The organism is Enhydrobacter sp. (genome assembly GCA_025808875.1).
Taxonomy (GTDB): domain Bacteria; phylum Pseudomonadota; class Alphaproteobacteria; order Reyranellales; family Reyranellaceae; genus Reyranella.
Genome location: CP075528.1, coordinates 62,636 through 80,451, shown reverse-complemented (window position 1 = coordinate 80,451; position 17,816 = coordinate 62,636). Strand labels below are relative to the sequence as shown.

The following is a 17,816-nucleotide window of genomic DNA, read 5'->3' as shown; positions in this document are numbered from 1 at the left end:
GTGCGGTCATGGTACTCGATCTGGTTGCGATCCGGCCACCCGACTTCGACGTCGATGTGGCGCTGGCCTATGCGACGGATGCCAATCTAACGGGCAAACCGGTGTACCGGAACGCCGAATGCTGGCTGCATCGCGAGGCGGCGGACAAGTTGCGCGCCGCCGTCGCGCACGCGCGGCCGCTCGGCTATCGCCTGAAGATCTTCGACGGCCTGCGGCCGGTGGAGGCGCAATGGGCGCTGTGGAACGCGCGGCCCGACCCCGATTTCCTCGCCGATCCGAGGCGAGGCTCGCCGCATTCGCGCGGCGTCGCGGTCGATCTCACGCTGGTCGACGGCAGCGGCCGCGAACTCGACATGGGCACCGCCTTCGATGCCTTCACGCCGCTGTCCCATCACGGCCGAACCGACGTTTCCGTCGAGGCTCAGCGCAATCGCCTGCTGCTGATGGGACTGATGACGACCGCGGGCTGGGATTTCTACGGCAACGAATGGTGGCACTATCAGCTGTTCGACGCGCGGCGCTTCCCGCTAGTGAGCGACGGTGATCTGCCACGTCGGATGATGTAGCACCTCGACGTCCGAGAGCCTCGCGTCGTCGAAATCCGCCAGGCTGTTCTCGCGCATGATCCGCCGTACGAAGCGAACATATTCCTGGCCGAGTTCCGAGTAGCGCAGCAGCGTGCCGATCAGGCGGTAACCGTCGGGCGACTTGCCCAGCTCGCGCATCGCTGCGCGTTCGGCCCGGAAGCCGGCATAGGCGGCATGCGTATTGAGGTTGTACACGTAGGCTGCGGCCGCCTCGCCTACGCTCTCGAACGGCTGCGGCATGGCCGGGCCGGGCTTCCATGGCACCTTCACGGCATGATGGCCGATCGACTGAATCTGCCCGAACAACGCGTTGCCCATGCGGGCGGCGAAGGACGTGCCCCAGCCCGATTCGACGCCGGCCTGCGCGATGGCCATCGACGGCGGCACGATGTCGACGCGATTGAGGAGCTCGTCGAGCTGGTCGGCAGAGACCTGGTAGCGCTCGGCGAGTTGCTCGAGCCAGATCGTCTCGAACGGCAGGAGGCCGTAGCCCGAATCCAGCTTGGAGCGCAGGTCGAGCAGGTGTTCACGGTCCTCGATCACCCGTTGATTGGCCTCGAGCACAACCGGCAGCAGGGCGGTGATGAAAAGCGTCTTGCGCTCGTTGCCTTCCTTGTTGACGAGATCGGCCGGCACGCGCTCGACCTTGATGGGCGGAACCGCTTCGCCCAGCCGCACGTCGGTGAGGGTGTAGGAAACCTCGCGGAAGAAGCCCGCGAGTTCGTCGGCTGTGACGGGATTGATGGCGCGCAGCTTGACGCGCCGCGCCGCGTTGCCCGGCGCGGCGAATCGGCCATGCCCCTGCACGCTTGAGTTGACCTGCAATATCGCTTCGGGCACCGGCAGGATGTCGTCGGCGACGAACACCAGCGCCGGCGGTTCGGGATCGAGCGACGGCGACGCCTCGGCCCTCAGCGTAAAGAACTCGGCGATGTCGACCGGTGCGGCCGGCTCGTGCAGGCTCACGCCGGCCGCGAGCATGAGCGTCAGGGTGGTCGGAAAAGCGTATCTACGTCCGCTATCGATGACAGTCGAAATCGGCAAACTCGATCCTGGTCTGGTTGCTCGAACGAAACGTCCCGCCGTGCGCGGCCACGAGGGCCGCGACGCTACACCCACGCATTACGCTTGAGCGTCAGGCCGCCTACTGGGCGGCCTGTACCTCCACGACTTCCGGCACGTAGTGCTTCAGAAGATTCTCGATTCCCATCTTCAGCGTGGCGGTCGAGCTGGGACAGCCCGAGCAGGAGCCCTGCATGTGCAGGTAGACCACGCCGTCACGGAAGTCCTGGAACACGATATCGCCGCCGTCCTGGGCCACCGCCGGACGCACGCGCGTTTCGAGCAACTCTTTGATCTGCGCGACGACCTCGTCGTCGTCATCCGCCTCGGCTTCGGCACTGCCTTCGCCAGCGGCCACGACGGGCTCGCCGGATGTGTAGTGCTCCATGATGCCGCCCAGAATGGAGGGCTTCAGCACCTGCCAGTCGCGATCGGCAGATTTGGTCACGGTGACGAAGTCGGCGCCGAAGAACACCCGTTCGACACCCTCGATCGAGAACAGGCGCCGGGCCAACGGCGAGGTATGCGCGGTGTCGGGTCCGGCGAAATCCAGCGTGCCCCTCTCCATCACCACCCGGCCGGGCAGGAACTTCAGGGTCGATGGATTGGGCGTCTGCTCGGTCTGGATGAACAAACCTGCCTCCTTGGTCGGAGCTGCGCCAAAGCGGGCGAGCCCTCTCGAAGTTCGGAACGGGACGTCGCCGTCCCCTGAAGCGGGAATTCAGGTAGGAACCGGCGTCGAGTCGATCAAGACGATTTTTGTGTCGCTCTGTATAGATATTATGGAATATACAGTTATATGAGCTTAGTGGGAACAGTTTACGGCAGATTCGGCGGGTCAGAGACGAATTCGCAGAGCACGATGCAAAGCGCGGTTCCCCCACATCTCTTTGAAAAAGCGCCGCACCCTGTCGGTGCACGGGTCATGAAATGGCGTCGATCTCGGCCTCGTTGAGGGCGCCCGGGACGATGGTGAGGGGCACGCGCAGCTGGCCGCCGAACTTGCCGGTGAGCGCCGTCACCAAGGGCCCCGGCCCCTCGCTGCCCGAGGCCGATCCCAGCACGAGGACGGAGATCGAGCGGTCCTCGGCGATGAGCTTCAGCAACTCCTCCCGGCTCTTGCCCTCGCGGATATAGATGGCTGGCGGATGGCCGGTGAGCGACGACGCGACCTCGGCGTAGCGCGCCACCACTTCTTCCGCATGCTGGCGGGCCTCCTGCCGCATCAGGTCGACGACGGCACCCCATTGCTGCCCCTCGGGCGGCTCGGTCACGAAAAGCATGGCGACCCGTCCGCCCGTGCGCTTGGCGCGCCGGCAAGCATAGCGCAGGGCATTGCGCAGCTCCGGGCTCTCGTCGACCACCACCAGGAAGACGCGTTCGCCGCTCGCCACAGCTTGTTCGCTCATGGTGGATGTCCTCCCGTTCCTAGAGTCGTCGCATCACGGCGCCGCCGATCCACCCGACCAGCAGCGCCATCAGGATGGCGCCCAGCCCGTAGAGCGCACCGTCGTGGCTCGCCCAGCCGGCGAGCTGGGCACTGAACCCGACCTTGCCGACCGGCAGGGGGCGGGAGACCGCCGCGACGATCTTGCCGTCGCGCAGCAGGTAGGTCCGCACCTCGTAGATGCCTTCGGGCAGCCGAGACGGAAACGGCAATTCGACCCGGAACAGGCGGTTGGCCTGTACGGTCACCTGGCCGATGGCGGCGGGATAGAGCCCCTCTCGCCGCTTGACCTCGACGAGGCCGCTGCGAAACCGGGACATCTCGTCCTGCGGCCGCGCGCCGACCGAGCGCACCGTCGACATACGGTCTTCGAGCGACAGGATCTCGCCTCCCACGCCGCGGGCCAGCAGGCGCTGCAGCGGCTGGCTGGCGGCGATGAAATAGTAGGCCGGGACTTCGTCGAAGGCTTGCCGGCCCGTGTTGAGCCACAGGCCGAGCACGCGCTGCTTGCGCAACACGGTCTCGCGCGCCGCCGGGCCCTGAACCACCACCACCACTTCGCCCGGCGGATCGAACATGCCGAACAGCAGAATCCTGGCGCCCTGGAAGGCCTCGGTGATGGCGACCCGGGGCTGGCTGAAATCGACGATGAGGTCGGGCGTCGCGGGCGTGATCGGAACGGACGGCGGCAGGCCGGGGAGAACGGCGCCTGGCGGCTCGGCGATCGGACCGCGCGCCTGCCCCAGCGCCGCGCCCGTAGCGAGCACGACGCCGAACACGGCCGCGAGGACGACCGAGAGCGCGGCGGCAGCCCGGATCACGGCAGCACCTCCCTCTCGCCGAGCGAATAGGGCGACGCCGGCGTGCGCAGCAATTCGGTGAGCAGCTCGACCGCCACGCCCAGGATCAGGACCGCCATCAGCCCGCGCAGCGCCACGCCCGGCAGCTTGGCCGCCACCCGCGCGCCGATGGGCGCGCCAACCACGCCACCCAGGATCAGCAGCAGCGCCAGCACGACGTCGACCGTGCCGTTGGTGGCGGCCTGCAGGAAGGTGACGTTGGCGGCGACGAACAGGATCTGGAAGTTGGAGGTGCCGATCACGACGCTGGTCGGCATCCCCAACAGGTAGATCATGGCCGGCACGAGCACGAAGCCGCCGCCCACGCCGAGGATCGCCGACAAGATGCCGATCAGGAAGCCAAGTCCCAGCGGCAGCAACGCACTGATGTAGAGCTTGGACTTGTAGAAGCGCAGCTTGAGCGGCAGGCGATGCACCAGATAATGCTGGTGCAACTTGCCGCGCGGCGCCTCGGGGTTGCGTCGGCGACTGAGCCAGGTGCGCAGGCTCTCGACCATCATCAGCAAGCCGATGGCCGACAGCATGACCACGTAGAGCACGGCGATGACGAAGTCGATCTGGCCGATCTTCTTGAGGTAGGTGAAGAGGCTGACGCCGGCCGACGAGCCGATCATGCCGCCCAGCAACAGCACCAGCCCCATGCGCAGGTCGACGTTGCCGCGCCGCCACTGCACCTGCAGCGAGGAGATCGAGTTGGACACCACCTGGTTGGCCTGGCTGGCGACGGCGACGGCGGGCGGGATGCCGACGAAAATCAGGAGCGGCGTCGCCAGGAAGCCGCCGCCGACGCCGAACATGCCGGCCAGCAGGCCGGCCGCCGCGCCCAGCCCCAGCAGCACGAAGATGTTCATCGACTGCTCGGCGATGGGTAGGTAGATCTCCACTTCGCGTCCTATTTCAGCAGGATCGAGCTGATTTCGCGTAGCTGGGTGCGCGCGCGTAGCAGGTAGAAGCCCTGCGCCGCGAGGTGATTGGGGATCAGCAGCGCATCCGGCCAGCCGTTCCACACCACCCACGGATCGAGTGCCGAGGCGACACGGAAGGTCTCGACCATGCCGTTCCAGGCGTTGCCGAGCCCGCGGTCGCGGATCACCGCCTCGAAATCGCGCCCGAGTTCGCGCAGCAGCAGGTAGTTGGCGTAGAGCCGACCCTTGTTGAAATAGAAGATGTCGTCGCAGCGGCCGTCGAACAAGTCGCCGGCGCGTTCGACGATCTGCTGGTCGATGACCGCCGAGTCGGAGCCGTGGTCGTTGGCGATGCGGTCGATCAGGGCCTGCAGATTGTCGGCGCGACGCTCGAACACCGCCTGTCCCGAGGCCAGGCGTTTGTTGTAGGCAATCAGCCGGTCGCGGCCGGCGCGATATTTCTGCGCCGAGGTCGTGGTCGGCAGCAGCGAGACGCTGGGCTGCCAGATCCAGAGATTGGGCTGCTCGTTGAGGAAGCCGCGCGCCTGCTCGAGGTCGCGATCGACCTGGCTCGAGCCGCGGGTGCGGCCGATCTGGTCCATCAGCTCGGTCGAGAAGCGGCCGAGCGCAGCGACGATGCCGCGCTGGAAGTTGGGCATGTTGTCGAGGATTCCGGCCGGCATGAAGAACGGCTGCATCGGCGTCCAGGTGTTGACGTCGACCTCGCGCGTGATGAGGTCCGCCATCGTCGCCACGGCGTAGCTTTCGCCCGGTGCCACGTTGCGCGGGCCGAATTGGGGATCGTCGTCGATATTCTCGACCACCATCGCGCCCACTGGATAGTAGAGCAGCAGCAGCACGACGACGACTTTCCAGCCCCAGCTCCAGGCCGTCGCGACCTTGCCGCGCGACGGGGCGGGCGCGCCCGCGCGACCGAAGTGCGGAACGCGAATCCTGCGCCACCATGGCGGCCGCACCGACGGCCCCGCGCCCTCGTCCGGATCGAATGTCATGGATGGACAGTAGCACGGTGTCATCCCGAGGCCGAAGGCCGAGGGACCTTTGCCGGTTCAGAAAGGTCCCTCGCTGCGCTCGAGATGACACACCCGTTGGTCACCGACGGCGGAGTGCTACAGTGTGCCCATGGCACTCGATCCCGAATCCCGACGACTCCTCGATCTGATGGCGGCGGCCAACCGACCGGCCTGGAACACGCTGACGCCCAAGGCGGCGCGCGACCTTTATCTCTCGCTGCGTCCCAACGCGCAGGGGCCGCGACCGAAGGACGTGGCGGTCGTCGACCGCACCATTCCCGGTCCTGCCGGTGAGATCCCGGTGCGGCTCTATCGTCCGTCCGACCGGCCCGAGGGCGAGAAGCTGCCGGCGCTGGTGTTCGCCCACGGCGGCGGCTGGGTGTTCGGCAATCTCGACAGCCACGACGTGCTGGCCGCCCAGCTCGCCCTCGAGGCGGGCATCGCCGTGTTCGCCGTCGACTACCGCCTGGCACCCGAGGCGCGCTTCCCCGGTGCCTTCGACGACGTCGTGGCGGCGCTGCAATGGGTGGCGAACAACGGCGCCTCGGTCGGCATCGACGCGACCAAGCTCGCGATCGGCGGCGACAGCGCCGGCGGCAATCTCTCGGCCGCGGTGGCACTCTGGGCACGCGATCACGACGGCCCCAAGCTCCGCCTGCAGCTCCTCTGCTACCCGGTGACCGATGCGGTGGCGCGCTCGGACTCCTACCGCGCCTTTCACACCGGCTACGGGCTCGATGCACCCACCATGGAATGGTTCTTCGACCACTACACGCCCGACAAGAGCGCGCGTGCCGACTGGCGCATCTCGCCGCTGCGCGCCACGTCGCTCGCCAATCTGCCGCCCGCGCTGGTGATCACGGCGGGCTATGACACGCTCCGCGACGAAGGCCGCGCCTACGCCTTCCGCCTGCAGCAGGAAGGCACGCTCGCCGACCTCGTGGAGTTCGGCGGCATGCTGCACGGTTTCCTCTCCTCGCCGATGCTGCTGCACGGCGCGAGGCGCGGCACCAGCCTCGCCGCCGCCGCGCTCAGAGAAGCGCTGGTGCTGCGCGCGCTGTGAGCGCGGCCGTCCCGTCGCCGATCGCCTCGCGCCGCACCGTAGCGCTGTCGGGGGCGGTGATCGGAGTCGGCCTGCTGGGCGACACGCTGATCTACGCCGTCCTGCCGCTCTACCATGTCGAGCTCGGCCTCAGCCTCGCCATGGTCGGCCTGTTGTTGTCGCTCAATCGCTGGACCCGCCTGATCGCCAATTCGGCGATGGCCCATCTCGGCGAACGCGTCGGCGCGCGCAAGCTCATGATCGGCGCGGCGATCGGGTCGGTGATATCGACGACCTGTTATGGCCTCGATGGCGGCGCGGCAGTTCAGATCGCCGCCCGCATCCTGTGGGGCATCTCGTTCGCAGCGCTCAATCTCGGCTCTCTCGCCTACGCCATCGCCGACCGCGCCAATGCCGGCAAGCGAGTGGGAACGAGTCGCGCCATCATCGGGCTCGCCCAGACGAGTTGCTTCGTCGGCGGCGCGCTCCTGGTCCTGGCGGTCGGTCCCCGCCACGTGTTCCTGATTCTGGGCGCGTTGACGACGCTCGCCATAGTCGCGGCCGCGGTGCTGCCGACCTTGCCGCGCGAGCCTTCGGGACAGCGCGGCTTCCGCCTGCCCCGACCGCACCGGCTGGAGATCTGGGGTTTCCTGCTCGGCTTCTCGGGCGACGGCGTTTTCCTGCTCACGCTCGCTTTCCTGCTCAAGGACTCGGTGACGTCGGTCGAACCGATCGTGGCGACGTGCCTGGTGCTGGCATTGCGCTGCGCCGTCGAGGCGGGCGGCGGGCCGGTGGGAGGCTGGATGAGCGACCGCTTCGGCGCGCGGCCTGTCGCCGTCGCCACCGGCGCTGCCCTCGTCCTGGGCTACACTCTCATCTCCTGCCGGATCGACCTGATCGGCAGCATCGTGATCGTGCTGGCGCGCGGACTGTTCAACACCCTGATCCCGGTCATGGTGATGGAGCGCGCCTCGGCGGCCTACCTGAGCTCTCAGGCCTCCTACTCGACCTGGCGGGATTTCGGCGCGGCGGTGGGTCCCCTGACCGCACCCTGGCTGTTCCTCAACCTGTCGCAGGACTGGTTGTTCGGCGCGCTGGCGGCGATGATGGCGGCCGGCGTGATCTCATGCCTGCACCGGAAAACGGTTGCCTGAACGAACTCTGGGCTTGTTCATGTAGTACATTTACTATGCAAACACCCGCGTTTTCCGTCAATGTGTTACGACTCGAAATGCCGGAAAATTTGGACTAAATTGTACAAACCGCATGGGGCTCGCCTCACACGCGGCTCGTCACCGGAACACGTCCTTGCGATGGCGCACCTCGGCGAACACCGCAACCGGGTCGGCGCCGGCCATCCCAACGGCCTTCTGCACGCCCGGCTGGTCGGCGCGCAGGAAGGGGTTGGTCTGCTTCTCCTCGCCGAGCAGCGAGGGCACCGTCGCTTCGCCGCGGGCGCGGGCGGCGTCGATGCTGGCCGAGCGCGCCATCAGCTGCTTGTTGTCGGTCTCGATGGTGACGGCGAAGCGGGCATTGGATTGGGTGTATTCATGCGCGCAGTAGACGCGCATGTCGTCGGGCAGCGCGCGCAGGCGGCTCAGCGAGGTCCAGAATTGCTGCGGCGTGCCCTCGAACATCCTGCCGCAGCCCAGCGCGAAGATGGTGTCGCCGCAGAACAGCGCGCGCTGCTCGCGGAAGGCGTAGGCGATGTGGCCGGAAGTGTGTCCGGGGATGAAGAAGATCTCCGCCTCGGCCTCGCCGAAGCGGTAGCGCTCGCCATCGTCGACCTCGACGTCGATGCCGGGGATGCGCGCCTTGTCGCGCCGCGGGCCGACGATGATGCAGCCGGTAGCCGCCTTGATCTCGCGGTTGCCGCCGACATGGTCGCCGTGATGGTGGGTGTTCAGGATGTGCGTGATCTTCCAGCGCCGCTTTTCGGCCTCGGCCAGCACCGGCGCTGCCACGGCCGGATCGACTACGCCGACCGCACCGCTCTGCGGCTCACGCATCAGCCAAACGTAATTGTCGCTGAGAACGGGGATGCGGACGATTTCCAGGATGGTGCTCATGGGGCTTCCTTCAGGGGGACCGTAACACCGGGGGCGGGTTTCTGCTAACATTGCCATATGTGGACCGACGTCCTCGACCTCAACGAATTCTACCGCAGTACGCTGGGTCAGACGGCTGTGCGGCTGTTGCGCGCGCGGCTGCGCGAGGTTTGGCCGAACGTGCGCGGCGAGCGCGTGCTGGGGCTGGGCTACGCCACGCCCTTCCTGCGGCCCTTCATGGAGGAGGCCGACCGCGTCATGGCCTTCATGCCGGCGCCGCAGGGCGTGACGCGCTGGCCGCGCGAGGGCATGAGCAAGACGGCCTTCGTCGAGGAGGTCGACCTGCCACTCGCCGACCGCTCGATCGACCGGGTGTTGCTCGTCCACGCGATCGAGTGCACCGAGCAGGTGAGGCCGTTCCTGCGCGAGATCTGGCGGGTCATGGCCGATGGCGGCAAGCTCGTCGTGGTGGCGCCGGCGCGTGCCGGCCTCTGGTCGCAGCTCGACCGCTCGCCCTTCTATCACGGCCATCCCTACTCGGCGTCGCAGCTCGCCGGCCTACTGCGCGCCAACATGTTCGCGCCGATGTGCCAGATGCGCGCGCTCTACATGCCGCCGACGCGCTCGCGGATGATGCTGCGCATGGCACCGGCGGTCGAACGCTTCGGAAGGCGCTGGCTCGGCCGCTTCGCCGGCGTCAACGTCATCGAGGCGGGCAAGCAGCTCTATGCCGGCATCGCCGAACGCAGCGCGCCAGAGATTGCCGTGGTGCGGCCGCGTCTGCGCATCGCCAGCTCGCGCGACGGCAACCAGCTGCCCGGCGCCGCGCGCAAGCGCGGGGACGGCGAGGCGCCGGCATCCTGATCCGGGTTCCCTGATGTCCATCGCTCCACGTGTCATCGCCCTGCTGGGATTCGGCGAGGCCGGTTCGGCCATTGCGCGCGGCCTCGCCGCCGAGAGTGGCTGGCGTGGCGTGGCGAAGCCCGGCGACAACGATGCGCGCCGGCTGATCGCCATCGACACCGCGCTCGACAGGGACGCGCGCGGCACGGCGCTCGGCAAGGAGGCACGGCGGCTCGATGTGGCGATTTCCGGCCGCTACACCGCGGCACTCGGCGAGGCCGACCTGGTAATCTCGGCCGTGCAGGGCGAGCATGCACTGGCGGCGGCGACCTCGGCGGCGGCGCTGATCAAGAAGGGCGCGTACTTCCTCGATCTTTGCACCGTGACCGGCCGGATGGCAGACGAGGACCGCGCGGCGATCGAGGCCGGCGGCGGCCGCTACATCGACATCGCCGTGATGGGCGGCTTCTTCAAGCAGGGCATCAAGGCGCCGATGCTGGTGTCCGGCGAGGACGCCGAGTCGATGGTGGCGTGGATGAACGCCAACGGATTCGTCGCGACCTGTCTCGGGCCGAAGCCCGGCTCCGCCTCCGCGGTGAAGATGATGCGTTCGGTGATCGTCAAGGGCATCGAGGCGCTGGCCGTCGAATCGTTCGTTGCCGCCGAGCGGCAAGGCATCCTGAAGGAGGTGATGGATTGCCTGGGCGACATCGATTCGATGACCTTCAGCGGTGCGCTCGCCATGCTGGTGCAAACCCACATCGTGCATGCCGAGCGGCGCTGGGAGGAGATGGGTTTGGTGGCCCGGACCCTGCGGGAGACCGGCGTCGAGCCGCTGATGACCGAGACGATCGAGAAGAGCCACCGCCGCACCGTCGATGCGGCGATCGCGCCGGCCGACGGCAAGGTGCCGTCGCTCGACGAGGCGCTGAGGCTGTTGTCCGAAAAGGTCGTTCGTGGCCGCTGACGTCTTCGAGCGGTTGACGGCGATGCTGGCGAGCGCCAACGCCAGGTTCCGCGTGATCGAGCACGAGGCGGAGGGACGCTCGGAAAGGATCAGCGTCATTCGCGGCAACCGGCCCGAGCAGGCGGCCAAGGCGATGGTCCTGGACCTGCGCGGCGGCGGCGCGGGCAGGCGCCATGTGCTCGCCATCCTCCCGGGCAACCGCAAACTCGATTTCGGCGCCGTCGCGACGCTCTTCGAGGCGAGGAAGTGCGGCTTCGCCTCGCCCGAAACGGCACGGCAGTTGACCGGCTGCGTCATGGGTTCCGTCCCGCCGTTTTCCCTGAACCCGGCGCTGAGCGTCGTCGTCGACGAGGATCTGCTGCGGAACGAGACGTTGTTCTTCAACGCCGGCCGGCTCGATCGCTCGATGGAACTCGACACCAGGGACTGGGTCGCCGTCGCCCGGCCGCGCATCGCCAAGATCGCTGCCGGTGCGTGAGTCCTGGTCGTTCGGCACGCCGGTCGAGGCCGACTTCGAGCCCCTGCTCGCCATCCGCATCGAGGTGATGCGTGAGCACCTCGAGCGCGTATTCCGTTACAAGCCGTCGCGCGCGCGGCGCGTCTTTCGCGAGAGCTTCGACGAATCCGGCCTGCGCACCATCCTGATCGACGGCGCGCTGGCGGGCTGCGTGGGACTGCGCCGCCGCCCCGCGGAAACATACATCGATTCCTTCTACCTGGCACGCCGCCATCACAATCGCGGCCTGGGCGCGGCGATCCTCGTGGTGTTGCTGGAGGAAGCCGACGCACTGGGCCAGCCGGTGCGCCTCGACGTCCTGCAAGGCAGTCCCGCCGGCCGCTTCTACGAACGCCACGGCTTCGTGAAGACCGGCGAGGACGAAATCGAAGTGCACTACGAGCGGCGTGCCGCCGCCGTCAGTCGTCGCGGCGCAGCATGAACACCGCCTGCTCGCCGAACAGGTTGGCGAGCAACGGCGGCATGTGGATGGGGCGGCTCCTGGAATTGAGCACGATGGCACGCTCGACCATCACGCCCATGTCGCGGCAGAGCGCGCGGAAATCGTCGATGCTGCAGAGATGGATATTGGGCGTACTGTACCATTTGTGCGGCAGGGTCGGCGTCTCGGGCATGCGCCCGCCGAACACCAGGCGCAGGCGGACCTGCCAATGCGCGAAGTTGGGGAAGGAGACGATGGCGCGCTTGCCGACGCGCAGCATCTGCCGGAGCACTTCGCGCGGCTCGCGCGTGGCCTGCAGGGTCTGGCTGAGGATCACGTAGTCGAAGGCGTTTTCCGGATAGTCGCGCAGGTCGGTGTCGGCATCGCCCTGGATCACCGAGAGGCCCGAGGCGACGCAGGCATTGACCCCGGCCTGGCTGAGTTCCATGCCACGCGCATCGACGCGCTTGAAGTTGACGAGATAGGCCAGCAGCGCGCCGTCGCCGCAGCCGACGTCGAGCGCGCGGCCACCCGGCTCGACCATGTCGGCGATAAGCTGCAGGTCGACGCGGATGGCGCGATTGCCGGAGGCGACGGCGCTCATGGCAGGCCTCGCACCGTAGCAGCGCCCTTGAGGAAGCCCGCCAGCGTGCGGAACATCTCGGGCTCGTCGAGCAGGAAGGCATCATGGCCCTTGTCGGTTTCCACCTCGACGAAGGAAACGTTGGCGGCGGCGGCGTTCAGTGCGTGGACGATGGCGCGGTTCTCGCGCGTCGGGAACAGCCAGTCGCTGGTGAAGGAGATCGAGCAGAAGCGTGTCGGCGATCCCCTGAAGGCGTTGGCCAGGACGCCACCATGAGCCCCGGCGAGATCGAAATAGTCCATGGCGCGCGTGATGTAGAGATAGGAATTGGCGTCGAAGCGCTGCACGAAGGTCGAGCCCTGGTAGCGGAGGTAGCTCTCGACCTGGAAGTCGGCGTCGAAACCGAAGCCGAGCGCGTTGCGATCCTGCAGCGCGCGGCCGAACTTGCGCTGCAGCGCCTGCTCCGAGAGATAGGTGATGTGCGCCGTCATGCGCGCTACGGCCAAGCCCCGCACCGGCGACGTGCCGTGCAATCGATAGTCGCCGCCCTTCCATTCCGGATCGGCCATGATCGCCTGGCGGCCGACCTCGTGGAATGCGATGTTCTGCGCCGAATGCCGCGCGGCGCAGGCGATGGGCACCGCCGAGAAGACGCGCTCGGGATAGCTCGCCGCCCATTGCAGCACCTGCATGCCGCCCATCGACCCGCCGATCACGCAGAATAGATCCGGGATGCCGAGGTGATCGATCAGGGCGGCTTGGGCGCGCACCATGTCGGCGACGGTGACGACGGGGAAGCGCAGATTCCACGACCGGCCCGTCGCCGGGTCGCGCGCCAGGGGACCGGTCGTGCCCAGACAGGCGCCCAGCACGTTGCTGCAGATGATGAAGTAGCGGGCCGGATCCAGCACCTTGCCCGGCCCGACCATGGTGTCCCACCAACCCTCCTTGCCGGTCACGGGATTGCGGTCGGCAACGAACTGATCGCCCGTCAGCGCATGGCAGATCAGGACCGCATTGCTCTTGTCGGCGTTCAGCGTGCCGTAGGTCTGGTACGCGACACGATAAGGACCCAGTTCGACTCCGCAGTCGAGCCGGAGCGGTCGCTCGACACCCAGGATCGCGTGGCGACACTGGGCGAGCGCCTTGCTTTCGGCTTCGGTGAGATCGTCGAGCAATTGCCACTCCAACGAAAAAGCCCCCGACCGGAAGGGCGGGGGCTTTTTTCGAAGCGCTCCGACCTTTTAGCGGGGTTTAACGTGGCCGCAAGCCGGTCGGCTCAAATTCCACGGAGAAGCTTCTATAAGGAGGCAGCGCAAAGGACGCAAGCGCCATCGCGCAGTTTGCCTTTACGCCGAGTGCCCGGACGTAGTATCGCCTCGCGCTCACAGGGTTCTAGCGGGGTCATGGACGCACCCGGTCTCGAAAAGCTGCGGCAGGACATCGACGTCATCGACGGCGAACTGCACGACCTCATCCGCCGCCGCGCCTCGCTGGTCGACCGGATCTCGGCCACCAAGCCGAAGGGCGGGCTGGCGCTGAGGCCGGGCCGCGAGGCGCTGGTCATGCGCCAGCGGCTGGCCGCCCATGACGGTCCCTTCCCGGCCGCCGCGGTCTACCGGATGTGGCGCGAGATGATGACGGCCTTCACCCTGCTGCAGACGCCGGGCCTCAGGATCGCCATCTGCCGTCCGGCCGACCAGCCGGGCTATTGGGACCTCGCGCGCGATCATTTCGGTTGCCAGGTGCCCTTGTCGGCGCACGACACGCCGGCGCAGGTGCTGGCCGAGGTGCGCGCCAGCGAGACCACGATCGGTGTCGTGCCGGCGCCGATCGAGGCCGACACGGCGCCGTGGTGGCCGCTGCTCGCGAGCGGCGAACAGACGCTGCCCAACGTCGTGGCCCGTCTGCCCTTCCTGCCGATGCCGAACGCCCGCGCCCGCGGCGCCACCGCCTTCGTGCTGGCACGCATCGAGCCCGAGGCGAGCGGCGACGACAGCGCGCTGATCTCGGTCGAAACGCCCCATGGCTTCAGCCGCAACCGCATCTCCGGTGCCCTCGCCAAGGCCGGCCTGCCAGCATTCACCTCGGCGCTGGACCATGTCGTCGCCGGCGTGCATCACTACCTGGTCGAGCTGCCGGGCGTGATCGTCGACGACGATGAACGCCTGCGCCGGCTCGAGGCGGCGCTCGAGCTGCCGGCCGGCCGTGTCGCCGCCATCGGCGCCTACGCCGTGCCGGCGGAACCGCGCCACTGACCGAACGGGAGACAGCCATGTCGGCGCTCATGCCGCGTCCGGGCATCATGGACATTGCGCCCTACGTGCCGGGCAAGGATTCGGTCGAGGGCAAGGAGACAATCGCCAAGCTGTCCTCCAACGAGGGTGCTCTCGGCCCATCGCCCAAGGCCATGGCAGCGTATGCCAAGGCGGCCGCCGAGCTCCATCGCTATCCCGACGGAGCATCGGACAAGCTGCGGGCCGCGATCGGCCGCCACTACGGCCTCGACGCCGGACGCATCGTCTGTGGCACGGGCTCTGACGAGCTGATCAACCTTCTGGTCCGGGCCTATGCCGGTCCGGGCGACGAATTGCTCTACAGCCAGTTCGGCTTCCTGATGTACCCGATCAACGCGCTCGGCGTCGGCGCCACGCCCGTTGCCGCGCCGGAGAAGGACTATCGCGCCGACGTCGACGCCCTGCTTGCCAAGGTCACGAGCAAGACCCGCATCGTCTGCCTTGCCAATCCGAACAATCCGACCGGCACTTATGTCACCAAGGACGACGTGCGCCGCCTGCAGGCCAGCCTGCCGAAGGACGTGCTGCTGGTGATCGACGCGGCCTACGCCGAGTACGTCAGCCGCAACGACTACGAATCGGGCGTCGAGTTGGTCGACCAAGCCGACAACGTCGTGATGACCCGGACCTTCTCCAAGATCTACGGCCTCGGTGGACTGCGCCTCGGTTGGATGTACGGCCCGGCCGGGATCGTCGACACGATCAATCGCCTGCGCCAGCCGTTCAACGTCAACCTGGCCGCGCAGATGGCCGGCATCGCCGCGCTCGAGGACATCGCCCACACCGACGCCAGCCGCACCAACAACGACATCTGGCTGCCCTGGCTCGCGACCGAGCTCGGCAAGCTCGGGCTGAAACCGCTGCCCAGTGTCGGCAACTTCGTCACCGTGGGCTTCGGTTCGAAGGAGCGCGCCGCCGCAGCCAACGACTGGATGATGAACGACGGGCTGATCCCGCGCATGATCGGCGGTTACGGGCTGCCGGAGTTTCTGCGCATCACCATCGGCACCGAGGCCGAGGTGAAAGCCGTGCGCGACTCGCTCGCCCGCTTCGTCGCGACGAACAAATGAGTGCGGTATTGTTCGACAAGATCGCGCTGATCGGCATCGGCCTGATCGGCGGCTCGATCGCGCTCGAAGCGCGCAAGCGCGGCCTCGCCGGATCGATCGTGGCGGCCACGCGGCGCACCGAGACGGCGGCGACGGCGACCCGGCTCAAGCTCGTCGATCATTGCGGCACCGACCTCGCGGCCGCCTGCAAGGGCGCCGATCTTGTGATCGTCTGCACGCCGGTCGGCGCCTGCGGCGAGGCCGCCAAGGCGATCGCCCCGGCGCTCAAGCCGGGCTGCATCGTGTCCGACGTCGGCTCGGTCAAGCAGACGGTGATCGCAGACATGGCGCCTCACCTGCCCGGCAACGTGCATTTCGTGCCGGCTCATCCCGTCGCGGGCACGGAGAATTCCGGCCCCGAAGCCGCGCTGCTCGACCTGTTCCAGGGCCGCTGGTGCATCCTGACGCCATTGCCCGAAAGCAATCCGGCCGCCGTCGACAGGCTCGAGGCGTTCTGGCGCGCGCTGGGCAGCGAGGTCAACCGGCTCGATCCCGCCAGCCACGACCGCATCCTCGCCATCACCTCTCATCTGCCGCACCTGATCGCCTACACCATCGTCGGCACGGCCGACGATCTTGGCGGCCATCTCAACAGCGAGGTGCTGAAGTACGCCGCCGGTGGTTTTCGCGACTTCACCCGCATCGCCGCCTCGGATCCGACGATGTGGCGCGACGTGTTCCTGAACAATCGGGAGGCCGTGCTCGAGGTGCTGCAGCGCTTCCAGGAAGACCTGTTCTACCTGCAGCGCGCCATCCGTTGGGGCGAGGGCGACAAGCTGTTCGAACTCTTCGCGCGCACCCGCGAGATCCGGCGCACGCTGATCCATCTCAACCAGGCGTGAGCGCTTCCGACCCACGCTGGGTCTTCGCCTACGGCTCGCTGATGTGGCGCCCGGGTTTCGCCACGCCCGAGACGAGGCCAGCCCGCCTGCACGGCTTCCATCGCGCCTTCTGCGTCTACTCCGAGCACTATCGCGGCACGCCGCAGATGCCGGGCCTGATCCTCGGGCTGCTGGCCGGCGGTTCATGCCGCGGCCTCGCCCACCGCCTGCCCGCGGATCGCTACGACGCGGTGCGCCGCTATCTGTGGCGCCGCGAGATCGAGCATGACGGCGTCTACGAAGAGGTCGTGCGCCCGATCCACCTCGCCGACGGGCGTGCCGTGCCGGCCCTGGTTTATCTCGCCGACCGCAAGCACCGGCAGTTCGCCGGCAAGCTGCCCTTGTCGAAGGCGATAGGCCTGGTGCGCAACGGCATCGGCGCGACGGGATCGAACCGCGCCTACGTCAGGAACACGGTGGAGCATCTGCGCGCGCTCGGCCTGCGCGACCAGGTCGTCGAGGAGATCGCCATCCGGTCCGGGGCGCTCGGCCCCGCGTCCGACTAGTGGTCGGCCTGGTCGCTGAAGATGGAGTCGGCGACGAAACGCCACTCCTCGCGCGCCTGATCGACGGTCATGCCGAGTCGCTCGCGCAACACCACCCAGCCTTCGGGCGACAACACGAGCGCCAGGGCGTTGAGCGCGTTCTTGCCGCGCTCGGCCGGCATTGCCGAAAGTTCGGGCCCGAACCCGTTGGCGAGCTGGTCGCGGTTGGAGGAGTACATCTCGAGGACCTTGTCCGATGCCTCGGACGAACGGCGCTGCAGATTGGAAACGAAGGTCCACATCGGCCGAAGCTGCTCGAAATTCGTCGAGCGATGGCTGATGACCGCGCCCAGACGCTGGTCGAGCGGGGCTTGCGGATTGATCTCCGGCGCAGCGCCGACATGCGTGAGCATGCGGTTGAGCGCGGCGACATAGAGCTCCGCGGTATCGGCGAAGTGCTGGAAGACGGTCCGCGCCGAGACCCCGGCGGCCTTGGCGATGTCGCGCACGATGGGCGAGACTTCGCCCTCCTGGGCGAGATTCAGCGTCGAGGCGACGATGGCCTCGCGCGTGCGGGCGACCCGGTCACCGCGGCCGGCGGTGGCGAGAGGAGGCTGTTGGGCCACCGTTTCGACGTTCATTTTCAGTTCCCCTGGGAGCAGTCTTGCAATCGCACAAGCTGCCCCATCTCATAGCGCTTGTCGGCATGATTTCCCACTACCAACCGA

General features: G+C 67.7%; 21 protein-coding genes and 1 riboswitch. Of the genes, 11 read left to right on the top strand and 10 right to left on the bottom strand.

All coding sequences use genetic code 11. From position 1 onward, the window contains the following. Positions 1–8: 8 nt before the first annotated feature. Entirely contained in the window at positions 9–566 is a 558-nt protein-coding gene (gene ddpX / locus KIT25_00405) for a D-alanyl-D-alanine dipeptidase (protein ID UYN95442.1), read from the top strand. On the opposite strand, the gene KIT25_00400 is transcribed toward ddpX, so the two are convergent. The 6 genes from KIT25_00400 to KIT25_00375 all read right to left on the bottom strand — a co-directional run bounded on the left by KIT25_00400 (position 528) and on the right by KIT25_00375 (position 5,874). Continuing rightward, on the bottom strand, positions 528–1,568 hold the full coding sequence (locus KIT25_00400; GenBank protein UYN95441.1) for a glucosaminidase domain-containing protein: 1,041 nt from the start codon (positions 1,566–1,568) through the stop codon (positions 528–530). The two genes, ddpX and KIT25_00400, sit on opposite strands and share 39 nt — an antisense overlap. A gap of 163 nt (positions 1,569–1,731) precedes the next feature. Further along, positions 1,732–2,283, bottom strand: a complete 552-nt coding sequence (locus tag KIT25_00395; protein ID UYN95440.1) for a NifU family protein — start codon at positions 2,281–2,283, stop codon at positions 1,732–1,734. A 289-nt stretch (positions 2,284–2,572) separates the two neighbouring features. Further along, complete coding sequence (locus KIT25_00390; GenBank protein ID UYN95439.1) at positions 2,573–3,058, bottom strand: universal stress protein; 486 nt, start codon at positions 3,056–3,058, stop codon at positions 2,573–2,575. Positions 3,059–3,077: 19 nt separating this feature from the next. Next, on the bottom strand, positions 3,078–3,917 hold the full coding sequence (locus tag KIT25_00385) for a TIGR02186 family protein (protein ID UYN95438.1): 840 nt from the start codon (positions 3,915–3,917) through the stop codon (positions 3,078–3,080). Continuing rightward, on the bottom strand, positions 3,914–4,840 hold the full coding sequence (locus KIT25_00380) for a sulfite exporter TauE/SafE family protein (protein UYN95437.1): 927 nt from the start codon (positions 4,838–4,840) through the stop codon (positions 3,914–3,916). Before KIT25_00380 ends, KIT25_00385 begins: the two co-directional genes overlap by 4 nt. Positions 4,841–4,848: 8 nt before the next feature. After that, positions 4,849–5,874 carry a DUF2333 family protein gene (locus KIT25_00375; protein ID UYN95436.1) on the bottom strand — a complete coding sequence of 342 codons (1,026 nt, stop codon included), beginning with the start codon at positions 5,872–5,874 and terminating at the stop codon, positions 4,849–4,851. A 130-nt stretch (positions 5,875–6,004) separates the two neighbouring features. Here KIT25_00375 and KIT25_00370 point away from each other — a divergent pair, with 130 nt between their 5' ends. Beyond that, positions 6,005–6,958, top strand: coding sequence for an alpha/beta hydrolase (locus KIT25_00370; protein UYN95435.1), 954 nt, complete (start codon positions 6,005–6,007; stop codon positions 6,956–6,958). Further along, positions 6,955–8,091: an MFS transporter gene (locus tag KIT25_00365; protein ID UYN95434.1), complete on the top strand. Its 1,137-nt coding sequence runs from the start codon at positions 6,955–6,957 to the stop codon at positions 8,089–8,091. The genes KIT25_00370 and KIT25_00365 overlap by 4 nt, the downstream gene beginning before the upstream one ends. A gap of 138 nt (positions 8,092–8,229) precedes the next feature. Here the strand turns inward: KIT25_00365 and gloB are convergent, their stop codons facing one another. Beyond that, positions 8,230–9,006 carry a hydroxyacylglutathione hydrolase gene (gloB, locus tag KIT25_00360; protein UYN95433.1) on the bottom strand — a complete coding sequence of 259 codons (777 nt, stop codon included), beginning with the start codon at positions 9,004–9,006 and terminating at the stop codon, positions 8,230–8,232. A 57-nt stretch (positions 9,007–9,063) separates the two neighbouring features. Between gloB and KIT25_00355 the strand changes: the two genes are divergently transcribed. Genes KIT25_00355 through KIT25_00340 form a run of 4 tightly spaced genes read left to right on the top strand, consistent with a single transcriptional unit; the run spans position 9,064 to position 11,733 of the window. Then, on the top strand, positions 9,064–9,849 hold the full coding sequence (locus KIT25_00355; GenBank protein UYN95432.1) for a methyltransferase domain-containing protein: 786 nt from the start codon (positions 9,064–9,066) through the stop codon (positions 9,847–9,849). A 13-nt stretch (positions 9,850–9,862) separates the two neighbouring features. After that, entirely contained in the window at positions 9,863–10,795 is a 933-nt protein-coding gene (locus KIT25_00350) for an NAD(P)-dependent oxidoreductase (GenBank protein ID UYN95431.1), read from the top strand. Then, positions 10,785–11,273, top strand: coding sequence for a hypothetical protein (locus KIT25_00345; protein UYN95430.1), 489 nt, complete (start codon positions 10,785–10,787; stop codon positions 11,271–11,273). Before KIT25_00350 ends, KIT25_00345 begins: the two co-directional genes overlap by 11 nt. Then, a complete protein-coding gene (locus KIT25_00340; GenBank protein UYN95429.1) occupies positions 11,266–11,733 on the top strand; it encodes a GNAT family N-acetyltransferase in 468 nt (155 codons plus the stop codon). The genes KIT25_00345 and KIT25_00340 overlap by 8 nt, the downstream gene beginning before the upstream one ends. On the opposite strand, the gene metW is transcribed toward KIT25_00340, so the two are convergent. Together metW and KIT25_00330 are read right to left on the bottom strand one after the other, a co-directional pair. Beyond that, positions 11,711–12,337 carry a methionine biosynthesis protein MetW gene (metW, locus tag KIT25_00335; GenBank protein ID UYN95428.1) on the bottom strand — a complete coding sequence of 209 codons (627 nt, stop codon included), beginning with the start codon at positions 12,335–12,337 and terminating at the stop codon, positions 11,711–11,713. The genes KIT25_00340 and metW overlap by 23 nt on opposite strands. Beyond that, a complete protein-coding gene (locus tag KIT25_00330; GenBank protein ID UYN95427.1) occupies positions 12,334–13,494 on the bottom strand; it encodes a homoserine O-acetyltransferase in 1,161 nt (386 codons plus the stop codon). The genes metW and KIT25_00330 overlap by 4 nt, the downstream gene beginning before the upstream one ends. Positions 13,495–13,540: 46 nt before the next feature. Further along, a riboswitch (SAM riboswitch) is annotated at positions 13,541–13,616 on the bottom strand. Positions 13,617–13,722: 106 nt separating this feature from the next. On the opposite strand from KIT25_00330, the gene KIT25_00325 reads away from it, so the two are divergent. From KIT25_00325 to KIT25_00310, 4 genes are read left to right on the top strand one after another with little or no spacing between them, the layout of a single operon-like run. Continuing rightward, on the top strand, positions 13,723–14,574 hold the full coding sequence (locus tag KIT25_00325; protein UYN95426.1) for a chorismate mutase: 852 nt from the start codon (positions 13,723–13,725) through the stop codon (positions 14,572–14,574). Between the two features lie 17 nt (positions 14,575–14,591). Then, the gene (locus KIT25_00320) at positions 14,592–15,683 is read left to right on the top strand and encodes a histidinol-phosphate transaminase (GenBank protein UYN95425.1); all 1,092 of its coding nucleotides are present in this window, start codon (positions 14,592–14,594) and stop codon (positions 15,681–15,683) included. Continuing rightward, positions 15,680–16,564 carry a prephenate/arogenate dehydrogenase family protein gene (locus tag KIT25_00315; GenBank protein UYN95424.1) on the top strand — a complete coding sequence of 295 codons (885 nt, stop codon included), beginning with the start codon at positions 15,680–15,682 and terminating at the stop codon, positions 16,562–16,564. Before KIT25_00320 ends, KIT25_00315 begins: the two co-directional genes overlap by 4 nt. Beyond that, positions 16,561–17,109 (top strand): gamma-glutamylcyclotransferase, encoded by a 549-nt coding sequence (locus tag KIT25_00310; protein ID UYN95423.1) that lies wholly within the window; start codon positions 16,561–16,563, stop codon positions 17,107–17,109. The genes KIT25_00315 and KIT25_00310 overlap by 4 nt, the downstream gene beginning before the upstream one ends. On the opposite strand, the gene KIT25_00305 is transcribed toward KIT25_00310, so the two are convergent. After that, positions 17,106–17,729: a TetR/AcrR family transcriptional regulator gene (locus KIT25_00305; GenBank protein UYN95422.1), complete on the bottom strand. Its 624-nt coding sequence runs from the start codon at positions 17,727–17,729 to the stop codon at positions 17,106–17,108. The two genes, KIT25_00310 and KIT25_00305, sit on opposite strands and share 4 nt — an antisense overlap. Positions 17,730–17,816 lie beyond the last annotated feature (87 nt).